This window comes from Allobosea sp. 10L422 (assembly GCF_056395345.1).
In genome coordinates this window covers 48439-65440 of sequence record NZ_JBFTJI010000005.1, presented here as the reverse complement: position 1 = coordinate 65440, position 17002 = coordinate 48439, and the positions used below count along the sequence as shown (strand labels likewise).

Annotated in this window: 16 protein-coding genes; 15 read left to right on the top strand and 1 reads right to left on the bottom strand. The window is 67.2% G+C overall.

Features of this window, described 5'->3' with window-relative positions:
* Nucleotides 1–220: 220 nt before the first annotated feature.
* From AC1DEZ_RS12135 to hydA, 3 genes are all read left to right on the top strand, one after another.
* On the top strand, nucleotides 221–1522 hold the full coding sequence (locus AC1DEZ_RS12135) for a hydantoinase/carbamoylase family amidase (RefSeq protein ID WP_476779764.1): 1302 nt from the start codon (nucleotides 221–223) through the stop codon (nucleotides 1520–1522).
* A gap of 54 nt (nucleotides 1523–1576) precedes the next feature.
* Entirely contained in the window at nucleotides 1577–2236 is a 660-nt protein-coding gene (locus AC1DEZ_RS12130) for an aspartate/glutamate racemase family protein (RefSeq protein WP_476779763.1), read from the top strand.
* A gap of 173 nt (nucleotides 2237–2409) precedes the next feature.
* Nucleotides 2410–3891: a dihydropyrimidinase gene (gene hydA, locus AC1DEZ_RS12125; RefSeq protein ID WP_476779762.1), complete on the top strand. Its 1482-nt coding sequence runs from the start codon at nucleotides 2410–2412 to the stop codon at nucleotides 3889–3891.
* A 146-nt stretch (nucleotides 3892–4037) separates the two neighbouring features.
* On the opposite strand, the gene AC1DEZ_RS12120 is transcribed toward hydA, so the two are convergent.
* A complete protein-coding gene (locus tag AC1DEZ_RS12120; protein ID WP_441509520.1) occupies nucleotides 4038–4250 on the bottom strand; it encodes a hypothetical protein in 213 nt (70 codons plus the stop codon).
* A gap of 442 nt (nucleotides 4251–4692) precedes the next feature.
* Here AC1DEZ_RS12120 and AC1DEZ_RS12115 point away from each other — a divergent pair, with 442 nt between their 5' ends.
* The 12 genes from AC1DEZ_RS12115 (at nucleotide 4693) to AC1DEZ_RS12060 (ending at nucleotide 16954) form a co-directional block, all read left to right on the top strand.
* Nucleotides 4693–6078 (top strand): amidohydrolase, encoded by a 1386-nt coding sequence (locus AC1DEZ_RS12115; protein WP_476779761.1) that lies wholly within the window; start codon nucleotides 4693–4695, stop codon nucleotides 6076–6078.
* Nucleotides 6078–7106, top strand: a complete 1029-nt coding sequence (locus tag AC1DEZ_RS12110) for an ABC transporter substrate-binding protein (RefSeq protein WP_476779760.1) — start codon at nucleotides 6078–6080, stop codon at nucleotides 7104–7106. Before AC1DEZ_RS12115 ends, AC1DEZ_RS12110 begins: the two co-directional genes overlap by 1 nt.
* 26 nt (nucleotides 7107–7132) lie before the next feature.
* The gene (locus AC1DEZ_RS12105) at nucleotides 7133–7561 is read left to right on the top strand and encodes a hypothetical protein (protein WP_476779759.1); all 429 of its coding nucleotides are present in this window, start codon (nucleotides 7133–7135) and stop codon (nucleotides 7559–7561) included.
* A gap of 151 nt (nucleotides 7562–7712) precedes the next feature.
* Complete coding sequence (locus AC1DEZ_RS12100; RefSeq protein WP_476779758.1) at nucleotides 7713–8732, top strand: ABC transporter substrate-binding protein; 1020 nt, start codon at nucleotides 7713–7715, stop codon at nucleotides 8730–8732.
* A gap of 4 nt (nucleotides 8733–8736) precedes the next feature.
* Nucleotides 8737–9561, top strand: coding sequence for an ABC transporter ATP-binding protein (locus AC1DEZ_RS12095; RefSeq protein WP_476779757.1), 825 nt, complete (start codon nucleotides 8737–8739; stop codon nucleotides 9559–9561).
* Nucleotides 9558–10391: an ABC transporter permease gene (locus AC1DEZ_RS12090; protein ID WP_476779756.1), complete on the top strand. Its 834-nt coding sequence runs from the start codon at nucleotides 9558–9560 to the stop codon at nucleotides 10389–10391. Before AC1DEZ_RS12095 ends, AC1DEZ_RS12090 begins: the two co-directional genes overlap by 4 nt.
* A gap of 26 nt (nucleotides 10392–10417) precedes the next feature.
* The gene (locus tag AC1DEZ_RS12085) at nucleotides 10418–11767 is read left to right on the top strand and encodes an FAD-dependent oxidoreductase (protein ID WP_476779755.1); all 1350 of its coding nucleotides are present in this window, start codon (nucleotides 10418–10420) and stop codon (nucleotides 11765–11767) included.
* The gene (locus AC1DEZ_RS12080; RefSeq protein ID WP_476779754.1) at nucleotides 11764–12930 is read left to right on the top strand and encodes a CaiB/BaiF CoA transferase family protein; all 1167 of its coding nucleotides are present in this window, start codon (nucleotides 11764–11766) and stop codon (nucleotides 12928–12930) included. Before AC1DEZ_RS12085 ends, AC1DEZ_RS12080 begins: the two co-directional genes overlap by 4 nt.
* Nucleotides 12930–13709, top strand: coding sequence for an enoyl-CoA hydratase-related protein (locus AC1DEZ_RS12075; protein WP_476779753.1), 780 nt, complete (start codon nucleotides 12930–12932; stop codon nucleotides 13707–13709). The genes AC1DEZ_RS12080 and AC1DEZ_RS12075 overlap by 1 nt, the downstream gene beginning before the upstream one ends.
* Nucleotides 13710–13826: 117 nt before the next feature.
* Nucleotides 13827–14162 (top strand): ferredoxin, encoded by a 336-nt coding sequence (gene fdxA, locus AC1DEZ_RS12070; protein WP_476779752.1) that lies wholly within the window; start codon nucleotides 13827–13829, stop codon nucleotides 14160–14162.
* Nucleotides 14163–14174: 12 nt separating this feature from the next.
* Complete coding sequence (locus AC1DEZ_RS12065) at nucleotides 14175–15080, top strand: LysR family transcriptional regulator (RefSeq protein ID WP_476779751.1); 906 nt, start codon at nucleotides 14175–14177, stop codon at nucleotides 15078–15080.
* A 188-nt stretch (nucleotides 15081–15268) separates the two neighbouring features.
* A complete protein-coding gene (locus AC1DEZ_RS12060) occupies nucleotides 15269–16954 on the top strand; it encodes an IlvD/Edd family dehydratase (RefSeq protein WP_476779806.1) in 1686 nt (561 codons plus the stop codon).
* Nucleotides 16955–17002: the final 48 nt, after the last annotated feature.

Genomic DNA, 17002 nt, shown 5'->3' with positions numbered 1-17002 from the left:
CGGGTCAGGTTGATCACCGCCGAGACAGCCGCGAACACGGCCAGGACTGAGCGCGATGGCGCTATGCAACGCGCGAATGTCACCCCGGAAATCCGCATAGACGCCACCATTGTGTGGCCGCGCGGGCTGGCCCAAGGTTCCCGGGCTGCCTGCCGGCGGCAAGTATCGTAAGACGACGCAGGCCGGCCCGACCGGCTGCGCCCCGTTCGAACGGACCGACATGACTGCCACCGCCAGGACGCCCGACACTGACGCGGCCATCGCCGCGGCCGTCGCTGCCCAGCGCGGCTGGGTGGAGGCCCTGTTCGACCGGCTGGCGACCGGCAGCCGCGACGAACCCGGCATCACCCGCGACACCTATGGCGCGGGCGAAGATTTCGGCCATCGCCTGCTGACCGAACACGGCAAGGCGCGCGGGCTTGCCGTCTCCCATGACTTCGCCGCCAACACCTATGTCACCCTGCCCGGCCGCGAGGCGAGCGCCCCGCGCATTCTGATGGGTTCGCATCTCGACAGCGTGCCGCATGGCGGCAATTTCGACGGCGCGGCCGGCGTCATCGCCGGGCTCGTCGTCATCGAGACCCTGCGCGCGCTCGGCATCCAGCCGCGCTGCGACGTCGCGGCGATGGGTGTGCGGGCCGAGGAGAGCGTCTGGTTCCAGGTTTCCTATATCGGCAGCCGCTCGGCGCTCGGAACCCTGCCGGACGGCGCGCTGGAAGCGAAGCGCATCGACGATGGCCGCGTGCTCGCCGCGAGCATCGACGCCTGCGGCGGCAATTCCGCGGCGATCCGCCGGCGTGAGCGCCATCTCGACCCCGCGGCGATCCGTGCCTTCCTCGAAGTCCATATCGAGCAAGCACCCACCCTGGTCGAATCCGCGCTGCCGGTCGCGATCTGCACGGGCGTGCCGGGCAATTTCCGCTATCCCGACGCCCGCATCGTCGGGCGGCACGACCATGTCGGCACGCCCCGCCGCTTCCGCCGCGACGCCGCGATGGCCGGCGCCGAACTCGCGGTGATGCTCGACCGGCTCTGGCAGGAGGAGGAGGCCAACGGCTTCCCTATGGCCGTCACGCTCGGCCGCTTCCACACCGATCCGGCCGTCCACGGCCTGACCACCGTGCCGGGCAGCTTTGCCTTCAGCCTCGACGTGCGCGCCTATGACCCTGCCGTGCTGGAGCGCGTCGAGGCGAAGATGATCGCCGCCATCCGCGAGATCGAAGCGCGAAGGCGCGTCACCTTCGAACTCGGCGCCCGCGCCAGCGCCGCCGTCGGGCCGGTCGACCCCGGCATTTTTGCCGGCTTGGAGGCGGCGGCGGATCGGCAGGGTATCGCGACGATGCCGCTCGGCAGCCCGGCCTCGCATGATTCCGCCGCCTTCGCCGCTGCCGGCGTCCCAATCGCGATGCTGTTCGTGCGCAACGAGCATGGCAGCCACAATCCGCAGGAGGCGATGGAGATTGAGGATTTCCTGGCCGCCTGCACGATCCTTGCAGATTGGGTCGTGCAAGAAGTCGCCTGAAGCGCCGAGCGATGCCATGCTGAACGACCAGCCCACCATCTCGGGATTTCACCGATGAACCGCCGCTCCCGCATCCTCGTCCTTAACCCCAACTCGAACGAGATGGTCACCGAAGGGCTGCGCCAGGCGCTCGTGCCGCTCAGCTTTGCGGAGGGCCCGGAGATCGTCTGCGAGACGCTGGCGGAGGGGCCGATCGGCATCGAGACGCAGGAGCATGTCGAGAGCGTGGCCCTTCCTCTGCGCCGCCGGATCGAGGCCGCAAACGACGTCGATGCCTTCGTCATCGCCTGCTATTCGGACCCCGGCCTCCATGTCGCCCGTGAGGGCACGCAGAGCCCGGTCTTCGGCATCGCCGAATGCGGCGTGCTGACGGCGCTGACGCGGGCCGACCGCTTCGGCGTCATCGCGATCAAGTCGCGCTCGATCCCGCGCCATATCCGCTACCTCCGCCAGATGGGGCTGATGGATCGGCTGGCCGGCGAACGCCCGCTGGAGATGTCGGTGGCCGAGAGCGCGTCCGGCGAAGGCACGCTCGCGCGCATGGTCGCGATCGGACGCGAGTTGAGGGATGAGGATGGCGCCGGCGCCATCGTGATGGGCTGCGCCGGCATGGCGCGTCATCGCAGGCCGCTGGAAGATGCGCTGGGCGTGCCCGTGATCGACCCGACGCAAGCGGCGGTCGCCATGGCGCTCGGCACGATCATGGTGCGCTAGGCAGCTTGTTTGAGTTACCAGCCCTCATCCTGAGGAGCGCCGCAGGCGCGTCTCGAAGGATGTTTCAGGAGGCTTTCGAGCGCACTGGAGCATCCTTCGAGACGCCGCTTTGCGGCTCCTCAGAATGAGGGCTTGAATAGCCGAGTAGACGTTAGGCTGGAAGGATAGAGCAGATGACGGCGACCTACGATCTGGTCATTCGCGGCGGCACGGTCGGCTCCGCGACCGGCAGCTTCCGCGCCGATGTCGCGGTCAAGGACGGCAAGGTCGCCGCACTCGGTCTCGGCCTTGCGCCCGGCGCACGCGAGATCGACGCGACGGCAAAGCTCGTCCTGCCGGGCGGCATCGACACCCATGCCCATGTCGAGCAGGTCTCGGCCGGCGGGCTGCTCAATGCTGACACCTTCGAGAGCGCCACGGCCTCGGCAGCCTTCGGCGGCAACACCACGCTGATCTCCTTTGCCGCCCAGCATCGCGGCCTCGACCTCAGAAAGATCGTCGACGACTACGCCGCGCTGGCCCGGCGCGGCGCGCTGATCGACTACGCCTTCCACCTCATCGTCGCCAATCCCGACGCCAAGACGATCACGCAGGATCTGCCGGCGCTGATCCACGAGGGCCATGCCTCGATCAAGGTCTTCATGACCTATGACCTGATCAAGGTCGATGACGAGCCGCTGCTCGACCTGCTGCTGACGGCAAGGCAGAATCGCGCGCTGGTCTGCGTCCATGCCGAGAACCACGGCATGATCTCCTGGATGGGCAAAAAGCTCGTCGAGAAGGGCTATGTCGCGCCGAAATACCACGCGATCAGCCATCCCCGCGGCTCGGAAGCCGAGGCCTTCAACCGGCTGATCACGGCGGCCGAACTGCTCGACCAGCCGATCATGATCTTCCACGTCTCGACTGCCGAAGGGGCACAAGTGATCCGCGATGCGCGCGGGCGCGGCCTCAAGGTCTTCTCCGAAACCTGCCCGCAATATCTCTTCCTGACCCGGCACGATCTCGACAAGCCGGGCCTTGAGGGCGCGAAGTGGATGTGCTCACCGCCGCCGCGCGAAGAGTCCGATCAGGAGGCGCTCTGGCAGGCGCTGGCGCTCGGCGACATCCAGACCGTCTCATCCGACCATGCCCCCTATCGCTTTGACGAGACCGGCAAGCTCTCGGCCGGACCGAACCCGAATTTCAAGCAGATCGCCAACGGCCTGCCGGGTCTGGAGACGCGGTTGCCCCTGCTCTTCGACGCGCTGGTCTCGAAAGGTCGGCCGGAATTCGCCGGGCGCGGGCTCGATGCCTTCGTCAACCTGACGGCGACGTCGCCCGCCGCGATCTACAACCTGCCGGGCAAGGGCACGCTCTTGCCCGGCTACGACGCCGACATCGCGATCTGGGACCCGCAGAAGGCAGTCACCATCACCGACGAGGCGATGCATGACCGCACCGGCTTCACCCCCTTTGCCGGCCGCCACGTCACCGGCTGGCCCGAGCGTGTGCTCGTCAGGGGCGAGGAGATCGTCGCTGACGGCGCGCTGCAGGGGAAACCCGGCGCCGGCCGCTGGCTGAGCCGCAAGGGCGGCTGGGCGACGGAGCCGACGGGACGCCTTGTCGCCGATATGGACCCGGGCTCGAATTTCGGCGCGGCGATCCTCGACTGAGCGCAGTATGCCGCCTGCGATTTTCAGCGGCTGGCGGCCGGAACCACAATGCGCTCATCGGGACGCATGGCCCGGAGCGCATTCATCCTCAGGGCACCGGCCGCCCTCGCCGGTCGCACCGCCAGACGACGCCTGCGTGTGCGGGTTCAGTCGTCGACGCGCGCATCCCTTCGGCAGAACTGCACGACGTTGGAAGGCGGCGGAACGCTCTCGGCATGGCTTGCAGTGTCCAGCACGAGCTCGATCGCCTTTCGCAGGCGCTCGTCTTCAGGATTTTTCTCGGTCACGCAAAGCAGGGCGCATTTGAGAAAGATGACGCACTGGTCATGATCTGGATTGATGTGCTGCGTCATGTTCATGGCCTGCTCGGATAGCGGCGCGGCATGAGAGGCAGACGATCGAGCTTTGAACGCATAATGGCCCCACGCGGTACACACTGTTTCAATTTGGGCCGGCACAGTCATAGCAGGCGATGGAAGCGCAAGCTTGGGGCCAGCGCGTCGTGCGCCCTTGGGAGGCATGGCATTCGCGCGGCTTCTCGCTGGACCTGGCAAGCGGTTCAAAGCATTGGCCAGGGCTTTCACGATCGTCCCCGCCTGCGCGCTACGAGCGCGACCATCGCCGGGTTGCGATCCGAAAGAAAGGAAATGGCGCTCCCGAGGGCATCTGGCTCGCCAACGGGCACGTTGCCGAAATCAGTACGTTCGAGGCTAAAATCGATGCCTTCCCGGCGCGCTACGGCAGCGCTAGGCTCCGCTAACGCAGCGCCGCCTTGGCGCGCCGCATCTGCCGAGGCGGAACATGCAAGCCGATCTGATCATTCGCAACGGCCATGTCGTCAGCATGGACAAAGACTTCTCGGTCCATGTCGGCGGCGCGGTGGTGGTTTCCGGCAATCGGATCGCCGCTGCCGGACCGGCCTCGATCGCCGAAGGCTTCACGGCGAGGCAGGAGATCGACGCCGAGGGCGGGCTGGTGATCCCCGGCCTGATCAACAGCCATTGCCATTTCGCGATGACGCCGTTTCGTGGCCTCGGCGAGGGCCTGCCCGACCGGCTGGAGCGCTTCATGTGGCCATTGGAGCGCGACATGGTCGATGGCGATCTGGTCGAGGCCGGGGCGACCCTGGGCGCGATCGAAATGGTCGTCGCCGGCACGACCTGCGTCGTCGACAGCTATACTTATCCCGAGCGGCGGGCACTGGCGGCTGAGAAAGTCGGCATCCGTGGCCTGATCGGCCAGACCATCATGAACCAGCGGACGCCGGATTCGCCGGACTGGCGCGCGGGGCTCCGTCGTGCCGAGGGCTGGCTCGCCGATTGGGCCGGCCATCCGCTGGTGACGCCGATCCTTTCGCCGCATTCGCCTTACGCGCTCGACGACGAGGCGCTGGCCGGCATCGTGGCGCTGAGCGACCGTAGCGGCTGCAGCGTCACCATGCATGTCTCCGAATTCGAGTGGGAGGCACAGCGCCTGCGCGAGCGGCGCGGCCTGACGCCCATCGCCCATCTCGATGCGCTCGGCTTCTCCCGGCGCGTGTTCATCGCCGCGCATTGCATCTTCGTCGACGACGAGGACATCGCGATCATGGCGCGGGGCGGCATGAGCGTCGCGCACAACATGGTCGCCAACATCAAGGCCGGAAAAGGCGTGGCCCCGGCGGCGAAGCTGCGCCGCGCCGGCATTGCCGTCGGGCTGGGCACGGACGGCCCGATGAGCGGCAACGGCATCGATACCCTCGGCCAGCTCGGCTATGTCGCCAAGGTCGCCAATCTGATGGCGTTGAGCAATGCGGCGATGCCGCCGCGCGACGTGGTCGAGATGGCGACGATCGGTGCGGCGCGGGCCATAGGCATGGCCGATGAACTCGGCTCCCTCGAAGCCGGCAAGAAGGCCGATATCGCGATTATCCGGACGGATCAGCCGCATATGCAGCCGCTCTACGACGTCTATACCTCGCTCGTCTTCAGCGCGACGACCCGCGACGTTCGCGCCACGATCGTCAATGGCCGCGTCGTCGCCCGTGACGGCGCCCCCCTTCATGCCGATATGGGCGCGGCAATCGCGAGGGTGCGCGCGGCGGGTGCGCGCCTGGCCGCGCATGTCGGCCTGCCGCCGCTGGAGATGAGCGGCGGCCACGCCATCCCGCCTGCACGGCCCTTCCGGTCCCCAGCCACGGAGCAATGATGAGCAGGATCCCCGTTCAATCGATCGTCTGTCCCAGCCGGCGCACGCTCCTGGCCTCCGGCCTCGCCCTTGCCGGCGGAGGCCTGAGCATCTCGGTCGCCCGCGCGGCCGGCAAGGATGTCGTGAACGCACAGCTCAGCTGGCGGCTCAGCAACAACCAGCTCGGCGAGATCGCCGCCATAAAGCTCGGCTACTACGAGGCCGAAGGCATCGAGCTGAAGATGCAGCCGGGCGGCCCCAGCAATGACGGCGTCGCCATCGTCGCGTCGGGCCGGGCCAATGTCGGGCAGCTCTCATCCTCGCCTTCCCTGCTGCTCGCAGTCTCCCAAGGCATCCCGTTGCGCTGCTTCGCCTCAGCGCTGCAGCGGCACCCGTTCACATTCTTCTCCCTGCCGCGCGCTCCCGTGCGCACGCCGCAAGACATGGTCGGCAAGCGCGTCGGCATCCAGGCGACGGCGCGGCCGCTGCTGCGCGGCATGCTGCTGCGCAACGGCCTCAAGGAGAGCGACGTCAAGATCACCGTGATCGGGGCTGAGTTGACGCCGCTGCTCACCGGCCAGGTCGATGTCGCGACCGGCTGGATGTCGAACGGCCTTGCCGTCGGCCCGGACCGGATCGAGCTCGCCCTATGGGACTGCGGCGTGCGCCTCTACGCCCTGCCCTATTACGCGACCCACGAGACATTGGCGAAGCACAAGGACGTCCTCGCGCGTTTCGTGCGCGCCAGCGCCAAGGGCTGGGCCTTCGCCTACCAGAATGTCGAGCAGGCCGTCGCCTATCTGCTGGAGAACCAGCCCGAGCTCGACGCGGCCAATGCGATGGCGACCGCAAAATCGCTGATCACCTTCGCCTATGACGAGACGACGCGAACACAGGGCTGGGGAGCGATGTCGCAGACGGTGTGGCAGGACCAGATCGACCTGTTCCGCGAACTCGGCGAGTTCACGGCGCGCGTCCCTTCGGCAGACGAGGTTTATACGCCGGAGATCCTCGCCCTGACGCAAGACTCGCGCCCGCGGCTGGGCTGACCATGTGCAGCACCCCGGACGCGAACATGCATGCGGCGCTCGAAGCCGCCCGCGAAAGCCCCAACCGCGTGCGCCAGGTCGGCGCCATCCTTCGGGCGAGCGACGGCACGGCGATCGCCGCGTGCAACACCTTCCCCGCCGGCGTGCGCGACCTGCCCGAGCGCCACGAGGGCGACGGCCGCTTCGTCTGGATGGAGCATGCCGAGCGCCATGCGATCTTCGCCGCCGCACGGCGCGGCATCGCGACGGCGGGCGCCACGCTGACGACAACGTTCTTTCCCTGCATCGACTGCGCGCGCGCTATCGTCGATGCAGGGATCGTCTGCGTGGAGACCCCGCCACCGGCCTTCGAAGACCCGGTCTGGGGGCAGGCCTTCATTCGATCCAGCGTCATCCTGGAGGAGGGCGGTGTCGCCGTAAGGCATGTCGACGTCGCGGCGGTCACCCCCAGCTGAGGCATCGCGCTGCGCAACGCCGCGGCAATTGCCGGCGGCTTGTGCATGTTCTCATTGCGGCAACGCTTCGAACGAAATTTTGTGATATCTGAGTACGCCGGTTAATGATCTACTCCCCCGATAAGGCGGTTACCGCCACATAAAGGGGACGATGATCATGCCGCTCGACAGACGTGATTTCCTGCGTTGCGCCGGTGCCGCCGCCTTCTCCGGTCCGCTGCTCTCGATAGAAGCCGAAGCCCAGGGCAAGGCCACCGTCAACATGCAGCTGGGCTGGATCGCCGGCGGCAACCAGATCGGCGAGGTCTGCGCAAAGGCGCTCGGCTATTACGAGGCCGAGGGCATCGACATGCGCATCCAGCCCGGCGGCCCGAATGTCGACGGCGTCGCCGTCGTTGCCAGCGGACGGTTCGAGGTCGGGCAGGTATCGTCGAGCCCCTCGCTGATGCTGGCCGCCTCGCAGGACCTGCCGGTGGTCTGCTTCGCCGCTGGCTGCCAGAAGCACCCCTACACCTTCTATTCGCTGAAGAAGAACCCTGTGCGCGAGCCGAAGGACTTCATCGGCAAGAAGGTCGGCATCCAGTCGACCGGCGTTATCCTGCTGCGCGCGCTGCTGGCCCAGAACAAGATCCCCGAGAAGGACGTCACCGTCGTCCCGATCGGCGCGGAGATGACGCCGCTGCTCACCGGCCAGGTCGATGTCGTGACCGGCTGGGAGACCAACACCACCGCGCTCAAGGTGCTCGGCCCCGACCGCGTGGGGATGTCGCTCTGGGATGCCGGCGTGAAGCTCTACGCCCTGCCCTATTACGCGACGGTCGACACGCTGAAATCCAAGAGCGACGTGCTGGCGAAATACCTGCGCGCGACCGCAAAGGGCTGGGCCTATGCCCATGCCAATCGCGACCAGGCGGTCGCCCTGCTGATCAAGGAATATCCGAACCTGATCGCCGCCGACGAACGCGAGGCGCTCGATGTGATGCTCGCCTTCTCCTTCGGCCCGCAGACCAAGGCCGAGGGCTGGGGCACGATGGATTCGACCGTCTGGCAGCAGCAGATCGACCTCTATGCGGCGCTCGGGCAGTTCACCAAGCGCACGCCGAAGCTCTCCGAGGTGATGACGCTCGACGTGCTCAGGATGACGGCCGACGCCCGGCCACGGATCGGTTGATCCGATGGCCACGCTCGCCATGATGGAACCGCGCCAGGCCGATGCAGCGCGGCCGGCAGGCAGCACCGCCGTCGGCTGTCACAACCTCTCGGTCCGCTTCGTCACCGAGCGGCGCACCGTGACCGCGCTGGAGAATGTCAGCTTCTCCGTCGAGAGCGGCGGCTTCCTCAGCCTGCTCGGCCCTTCCGGTTGCGGCAAGTCCACCTTGCTGCGGGTCGTCGCTGATCTGATCCCGCCGAGCTCGGGCCAGGTCACGGTTCTCGGCCAGACCCCGCAGCAGGCCAGGCTCCAGCGCGCGCTCGGCTTCGTCTTCCAGGACGCCGCCCTGCTTCCTTGGCGAACGGCCTTGCAGAATGTCGAGCTTTCGCTCGAGGTCGGCGGGCGCCCGCCCCTGCCCGCGGGCATGCCGACGCCGCGCGAACTGCTCAAGCTCGTCGGGCTGGAAGGCTGGGAAGGCAGTTTTCCGCACGAACTCTCCGGCGGCATGCGCCAGCGCGTCTCGATCGCCCGCGCGCTGCTCGGCGGCCCGCGGCTCCTGCTGATGGACGAGCCCTTCGGCGCGCTCGACGAGATCACCCGCGACCGGCTGAACGAGGAATTGCGCCGCATCTGGCGCGAAACCGGCACGACCATCCTGTTCGTCACCCATTCCGTCTACGAGGCGCTTTTCCTCGGCGAGCAGGTCCTGGTCCTCGCCGCCAACCCCGGCCGCGTCGCCTCCCTGGTCGATATCGACCTGCCGCGGGACCGCACGCTCGCCATCCGCGAGACGCCCGAGTTCATGCGCACCGCCACGGTCCTGCGCGCAGCGCTGGGAGGCACCGAATGACGCTTGCCACCGCGATCTCGCATAACGAGACCATTGCAGACGCCGAAGAGGGCTTTCGCCGGGCCCGGCGCCGCGCGCAATTGCGCCGGCGCATCCTGCCCTTCGTCGGCATCGCCATCTTCCTCGGAATCTGGGCCGCGCTGGTCTACCTGTTCAAGGTCCCGCCCTTCGTCGCCCCGACGCCGCTTCTCGTGGCGCAGACGCTGATCGGCAAGAGCGGCGTCCTTTTGTCGAACCTCGTCCCGACCGCGATCGAGGCTCTCGCTGGCTTCCTGCTCGGCAATATCGTCGCGATCATCATCGCGACCGCCTTCGTCCATAAGAAGACGCTGGAAGAGACCTTCTTCCCGACGGTGGTGTTGATCAACACGATCCCGGTCGTGGCCAAGGCGCCGATCCTCGTGCTGCTGCTCGGCAACGGCATGGAACCCAAGATCGCGATCGCCGCGCTGATCTGTTTCTTCCCGACTCTGGTCAACATGGTGCGCGGGCTGGAGGCGGTGAACCCGCAGGCGATGGAGCTGATGCGCGTGCTGTCGGCCTCAAAGCGCGAGGTCTTCTTCAAGCTCCGGCTCTACAACTCGCTGCCCTATCTTTTCTCGGCGCTGAAGATCTCCGCCTCGACCTCGGTCGTCGGCGCAATTGTCGGCGAATGGATCGGCTCGAATGTCGGCATCGGCGCGCTGATCATCCAGGCGACCTACTCCTTCGACTCGGCGCTGCTCTACGCGACCGTGATCGTCGCCTCCTGCTTCTCGATGCTGTTCTTCCTGAGCGTGACCATGCTGGAGCGCCTGATCGTGCGCTGGCAGCCCGTCAACGCGCACTGACACCCCGCCAAAACATGGAGAGGTCCATGACACCGACCACCATCGCAGAACCGGGCGGGTCCGTTCCCGTCGTCGCCAAGACCGACGTGCTCGTCGTCGGCGGCGGGCCGGCCGGCATGGCCGCCGCGATCGCCGCCCGCCGCGAGGGCTGCGCCGTCACCATGGTCGAGCGCTATCCCTATCTCGGCGGCCTCGCCTCCGGCGGCATGGTGCTGGTGCTCGACGACATGCACAATGGCGACGAGGTCACCGTGCAGGGCATCTGCATGGAGATGATCGAGCGCATGGCGGCGCGCGGCGCCTGCGTCTATCCGCCGCCCGAGGAGCGCCGCCAGGATTGGGCGATGCACCGCAAATGGGCGCGCTGGGGCGCGCATGACTTCCGCGCCCAGACCAAGCCGCAGCCAATCGTGATGGCCGCCGCCTTCGACCCCGATGGCTGGAAGCGCGCCGCCAACGAGATGGTCGCCGAGGCGAAACTCGATGTGCGCCTGCATTCCTGGTTCTCGCGCACCCTGGTCGAGAACGGCAAGGTCACCGGCATCGTCTGCGAGACCAAGTCGGGACGGCAGGCGATCCTCGCCGATGCGATCGTCGACGCCTCCGGCGATCTCGATGTCGCCGCCTCGGCCGGCGCGGCCCATGAGAAGGGCTCCTTCATCGTCACCACCGTGTTCCGCCTTGGCGGCGTCGATACCGACGAGGCCGAGCGCTTCCAGCACGAGGAGCCCGACGCCTTCGCCGTCGTCGACCGGCAGGCCAAGCGCATCATGGGCGGCTCCTGGGATATGTGGTGGCTGAAGACGCCGCTGCCCGGCGTCGTCTGGTGCAACTGCCCGCATATGGCAGGGTTCGACGCGCTCGCGGTCGAGGACCTGACCCGCGCCGATTTCGAGGGCCGCAACAAGCTCTATGCCCTCGTCGACTATGTCCGCGAGAACATGCCTGGCTTCCGCAACTGCTTCGTCGTCGATGTCGCGCCGCAGCTCGGCGTGCGCCAGACCCGGCTGCTGCAGGGCGACTATGTCGTCAGCAAGCGCGACGTGCTCGATCGCGTGCATTTCGCCGACACGGTGGCGCGCGGCCGCGACTACTACACGCCCTATCGGTCCATGCTGCCGCGCGGCCTCGAAGGGCTCGTCGTCGCCGGGCGGCATTATTCCGCGACCGAGCAGGCGCAGAAGATGTCGCGCGAGATTCCACCCTGCATGGCGATGGGCCAATCGGCCGGCATCGCGGCTGCGCTCGCCGTCGCCGGCGGGCAGCGCCTGCGCGACATCGCTCCGCAGGAGATCTGCAAGCGCGTGCGCGCCCAGGGCGGCGACCCCGGCGACATTCCCTCAACGAACGCCACCATCCTGGAGAATGCCGCGTGACCAACCCCGCCGAACTGCCGCTCGCCGGCATCAAGGTCGTCGACTTCACCCAGGTGATGATGGGGCCCGTCGCGACGCAGGTGCTCGGAGACTACGGCGCCGACGTCATCAAGATCGAGCGCCCGCCCACTGGCGATCTCTCGCGCACATCCTTCCCCAACGACCCTGCCGGTCTGCAGGGGCCGGTGTTCTGCTCGCTCAACCGCAACAAGCGCTCGATCGTGCTCGACCTGCGCAAGCAGGAGGCGAAGGACGCCGTATTGCGGCTGATCGACGAGGCCGACGTCGTCGTCAACAATTTCCGCGCCGGCGTGATGGAGCGGATGGGCTTCTCCTATGAGACGCTGTCCGTTCGCAATCCGCGGCTGATCTATGCGGTCGGCACCGGCTTCGGGCTGACCGGGCCCTATGCCCATAAGGGCGGCCAGGACGTGCTGGCCCAGGCGCTCTCGGGCGTGATGCACCGGCGCGCCAATGCCGATCAGCCGCTTGCCGTGCTCTCGACCACCTTTGCCGATTATTCGGCCGGCATGCACATGGTCCAGGGCATCCTGCTGGCGCTGCTGCAACGCCACAAGACCGGCAAGGGCCAGCGCATCAGCGTTTCGCTGTTCGACTCGATGCTGGCGGCGCAGACGCAGGAGGCCGCCGCGCAGATGATGCGCGGGCGCGAGGTGAATTGGGGAGCGATGCCGCTCACCGGCGTCTTCGCGACGCAGGACGGCGCCCTCGTCCTGGTCGGCGCCTTCAAGGCCGATCCGCTCGGCGATATCGGTGCTGCGCTCGATCTGCCGGCGCTGAAAAGCGACCCGCGCTTCGCCGGCCATGAATTGCAGGTCGCCAACAAGCCGGCCTTGCAGGCGATCTTCGCCGAGCGTTTCGCGACGCAGACCACGGCCTATTGGCTGGAGCGGCTCGAGCGGCAGGATCTGCTCTGCGCGCCCGTGCGCCAGCTCGCGGAGGCGCTCGACGACGAGCAGACCCACGTCAACGGGATGATCCTTGAGGCCGACGGGCCGACGGAGCGGGTGCGTGTGGTCGGCTCGCCGATCCATATGGAAGCCGCGCCGGTGACGATCCGCATCGTTCCCGCCGGCCTCGGGCAACATACCGACGAAATCCTGGGCGAGCTCGGGCTGCCCGCTTTCGAAAAGGTGGCCTGATGCCTGTCAGCCTCTCGGTCGAGGACCACGTCGCCCGCGTCACCATCGACCGGCCGGAGGTGATGAACGCGCTCGACCAGCCGGCCGAGGCGGAGATGGAGGCGATCTGGCAGCGTATCGAGGCGGACCCTTCGGTGCGTGTGGTCGTGCTCACCGGCGCGGGCGACCGCGCCTTCTGCACCGGCGCGGACATGCGCAATGTCGATCCGGACCTGACCGGCCTCGCCTATTGGGCGGCGGCCCGGCCGGCAGGCTTCGGCGGCATCGCCCTGCGCCAGACGCTCGACATCCCCGTCATCGCCCGCGTCAACGGCCACGCGGTCGGCGGCGGTTTCGAAATGGTGCTGGGCTGCGATCTCGTCGTGGCCGCTGATCACGCGAGCTTCGGGCTGACCGAGCCGCGCGTCGGCCGCCTGCCGCTCGACGGCGGCATGGTGCTGCTGCAACGCCAGATCGCGCATCGCCACGCGCTCGGCATGTTGCTGACCGGGCGCCGGATCAAGGCTCAGGAAGCGCTCGGCTTCGGCCTCGTCAACGAGGTCGCAGCCGCGGACGAGCTGGACGCGGCGGTCGACCGCTGGGTGCAGGATATCCTCGCCTGTGCGCCGCTTTCGCTGCGCGCGATCAAGCAGGTCGCGCGCCGAACGGCCCATCTTTCGCCGACTGAGGCACAGGCGCTGCGCTTGCCGGCCCTGGTCGCAGCTCTGGAATCGGCGGATTCGGACGAAGGCGTCCGCGCCTTCCGCGAGAAGCGAAAGCCCGTCTGGCAGGGGCGCTAGAGCATTTTCGAGCGAAGTGGCCACCGGTTCGCGTGAAGAAAATGCGATAAAACAAATAGATAGAGCATTTCTGCGGTTCGGGGGAAACGCGGAAATGCTCAGGCCGGGAGGCCCGCCATGCCCTTCGTGATCACCGACGCCTGCATCGACATCAAGGACAAGGCCTGCCTGGCAGCCTGCCCGGTCGACTGCATCTACGAGGGCGGACGCACCCTCTATATCCAGCCTGACGAATGCATCGATTGCGGCCTGTGCGAGACGGTCTGCCCGGTCGCGGCCATCCACGCCGACGACCGGCTGCCACCCGAGCTTGCCGAATGGCCGGCGGTCAACCGCGAGTTCTTCGGACCGGCCGTGACGGGCTGGGGCAAGYCCGGCGGCGCCGACTTGTCTTTGACGACGATGCGGGATCATCCCACGGTGGCGGCTTGGCCGAGGAAGGCCGCAAGCTGAGGATGCCCGGTCATGCACGCCGCTGCCCTGTTCTATTTCCGGGAGGTCGCGCGGCTGGGTTCGATCCGCCGGGCCGCAGCCCGGCTGAATGTGGCGGCGAGTGCCATCAACCGACAGATCCTGAAGCTCGAGGACGAGTTCGGCGGCCCCCTTTTCGACCGGCTTCCGGCCGGAATGCGCCTGACCGTCGCGGGCACGCTGCTTCTGCAGCACGTCACCTCGACGATCGAAGCCTTTGGGCAGGTTCGTGCGGCGATCGACGATCTTCGCGAAGCCCGCTCGGGCCACGTCACGATCGCTGCGCTCGACTCGCTGCTGGTCGACTTCCTGCCGCGGGCATTGGCGCGGTTCGGGCGCGACTTCCCAGCGATCAACCACACCGTGCTCGCCGCGCCGCCGGCCGAGATCGCCGGCATGGTCAGCAGCGGCGCCGTCGATATCGGTCTGACCTTCGTCAGTCCGCTATCGGCCGCGAATGTCAGTTTCATCGCTGAAGTGCCGGCGCCGATCGGGGTGGTCATGCCGGTCGATCATCCGCTGACCGCGCGCCTCAGCGTCAGCTTCAAGGAAGCTCTGTCCTATCCGGTGCTCGACCAGACCGGACCGTTGCCGCGCGGTGCCGACACTGACGCCGATTTCAGCCAGTTCAAGGCGATGCTCAAACCGAAGATCACCTCGAACTCGATTCAGATGATCCGGATCTGCATCGAGCTCGGACTCGGCATCGCCTTTTTCACCCGCCTCGGCTTCCTGAAGGAAATCGAACAGGGCAAGATCGCCTGGCGCCCGCTGTCCTCCCCCGGGGTGAACATGCTGCGCATCGGCATCATCACGGCGACCCATCGTTCGCTGTCGCCTCCGGCGGCCCAGCTTTCCAAGAGCCTGATGAAGGATCTCCGACATCTCACGAGCCCCTGAATTTCGGGCGCGGAAGCCAGTGATGGAGCGAGATTGCGCGCGGGGCTTTCGCCGCAGAGCGAAACAGGCTTTGCCGTTTCGCTTCCCGCTGGGTCATTGTGCTCGCCGATACAAGTTCCGTGCAGCGACGACGAGCGGATTTCGCAGCCATGAACGAGCATGACGATGATGCGCCCAGTACCGGCCCAGTGCCGCGCGGCATGCGCCGTAACCTCGCGACCTATGGCGACCCGGGCTTCTCGCTCTTCCTGCGCAAGGCCTTCATCAAGGCGGCCGGGTTTTCAGACGACGCGCTGGATCGGCCGATCATCGGCATCACCAACACCTTCAGCGATTTCAACCCGTGCCACGGCAATGTGCCCCGGCTGATCGAAGCGGTGAAGCGCGGCGTCATGCTGGCGGGCGGCCTGCCGATGGAGTTCCCGACGATCTCCATCCACGAATCCTTCGCCAATCCGACATCGATGTACCTGCGCAATCTCATGGCGATCGACACCGAGGAGATGATCCGGGCCCAACCGATCGACGCCGTCGTGCTGATCGGGGGCTGCGACAAGACCGTTCCGGCGCAATTGATGGCCGCGGTCAGCGCCGATGTGCCGGCTATCCAACTCATCACCGGGCCCATGCTCGTCGGCCATCACAAGGGCGAGGTTCTCGGTGCCTGCACCGATTGCCGCCGCTTATGGGGGCAGCATCGCGCCGGCAAGATCGATGCGGACGAGATCGAGGTGCTTAGCGGGCGGCTGGCGCCGACGCAGGGCACGTGCATGGTGATGGGCACGGCGAGCACGATGGGCTGTCTCGTCGAGGCGCTGGGCATCGCGCTGCCCGGAACGGGCACGATCCCAGCCACCCATGCCGACCGCATCCGTGCCGCCGAGGCGAGCGGTCGAAGGGCTGTGGGGCTCGCCCAGGGCGGTCCGAAGCCGAGCGAGCTGCTGACGGAGACGGCTTTCCGCAACGCGCTGACGGTGTTGCAGGCGATCGGTGGATCGACAAACGGCCTCGTCCATCTTGCCGCGATCGCGCGACGCGCCGGCCTGAAGATCGATCTCGACGCGTTCGATGCCATCGGCCGCAAGGTGCCGGTTCTGGTCGATCTCAAGCCCTCCGGCGACCATTACATGGAGCATTTCCATTGGGCCGGCGGCGTTCCCCGGCTGATGCAGGAGCTCGGCGACCACCTCGACCGCGCTGCAATGGCCATCGACGGCCGAACGATCGGCGAGATCGCCGATGCCGCCGAGCGGGTCCCCGATCAGAGCATCATCCGCAGTGTCGCGCACCCGGTGAAGTCGACTGGTGGCATGGCCGTGCTGCACGGCAACCTTGCGCCCGACGGCGCGATCATCAAGCATGCCGCCGCCTCGCCGGGCTTGCTGACGCATACCGGGCGGGCGGTCGTCTTCGCGTCGGTCGAGGACATGGTTCGCCGCATCGACGACCCCGATCTCGATGTGACCGCAGACGATGTGCTGGTGCTGACCAATGCAGGCCCCAAGGGAGCGCCCGGCATGCCCGAGGCGGGCTATATCCCAATTCCGAAGAAGCTCGCCCAGGCCGGGGTCAAGGACATGGTCCGGATTTCGGATGCGCGCATGAGCGGCACTGCTTTCGGCACCATCGTGCTGCATATCGCGCCGGAATCGGCGGTGGGAGGCCCCCTCGGACTTGTGCGTGACGGCGACATGATCCGCCTCGACGTCCCCGCCCGCGAGATCACGCTGATGGTTGATGAGGCCGAGCTGCGGCGGCGGAAAAGCGAATGGCTTCCGCCGGCGCACCTCGTAGCGCCCATGCGCGGCTATCGGCGCCTCTACCTCACCACTGTGCTGCAGGCGAATGAAGGCTGCGATTTCGACTTTTGCTGAAGCGCCACGAGCCGGGCAATTGCTCGCGAGACGCAAAGTGCCGAGATA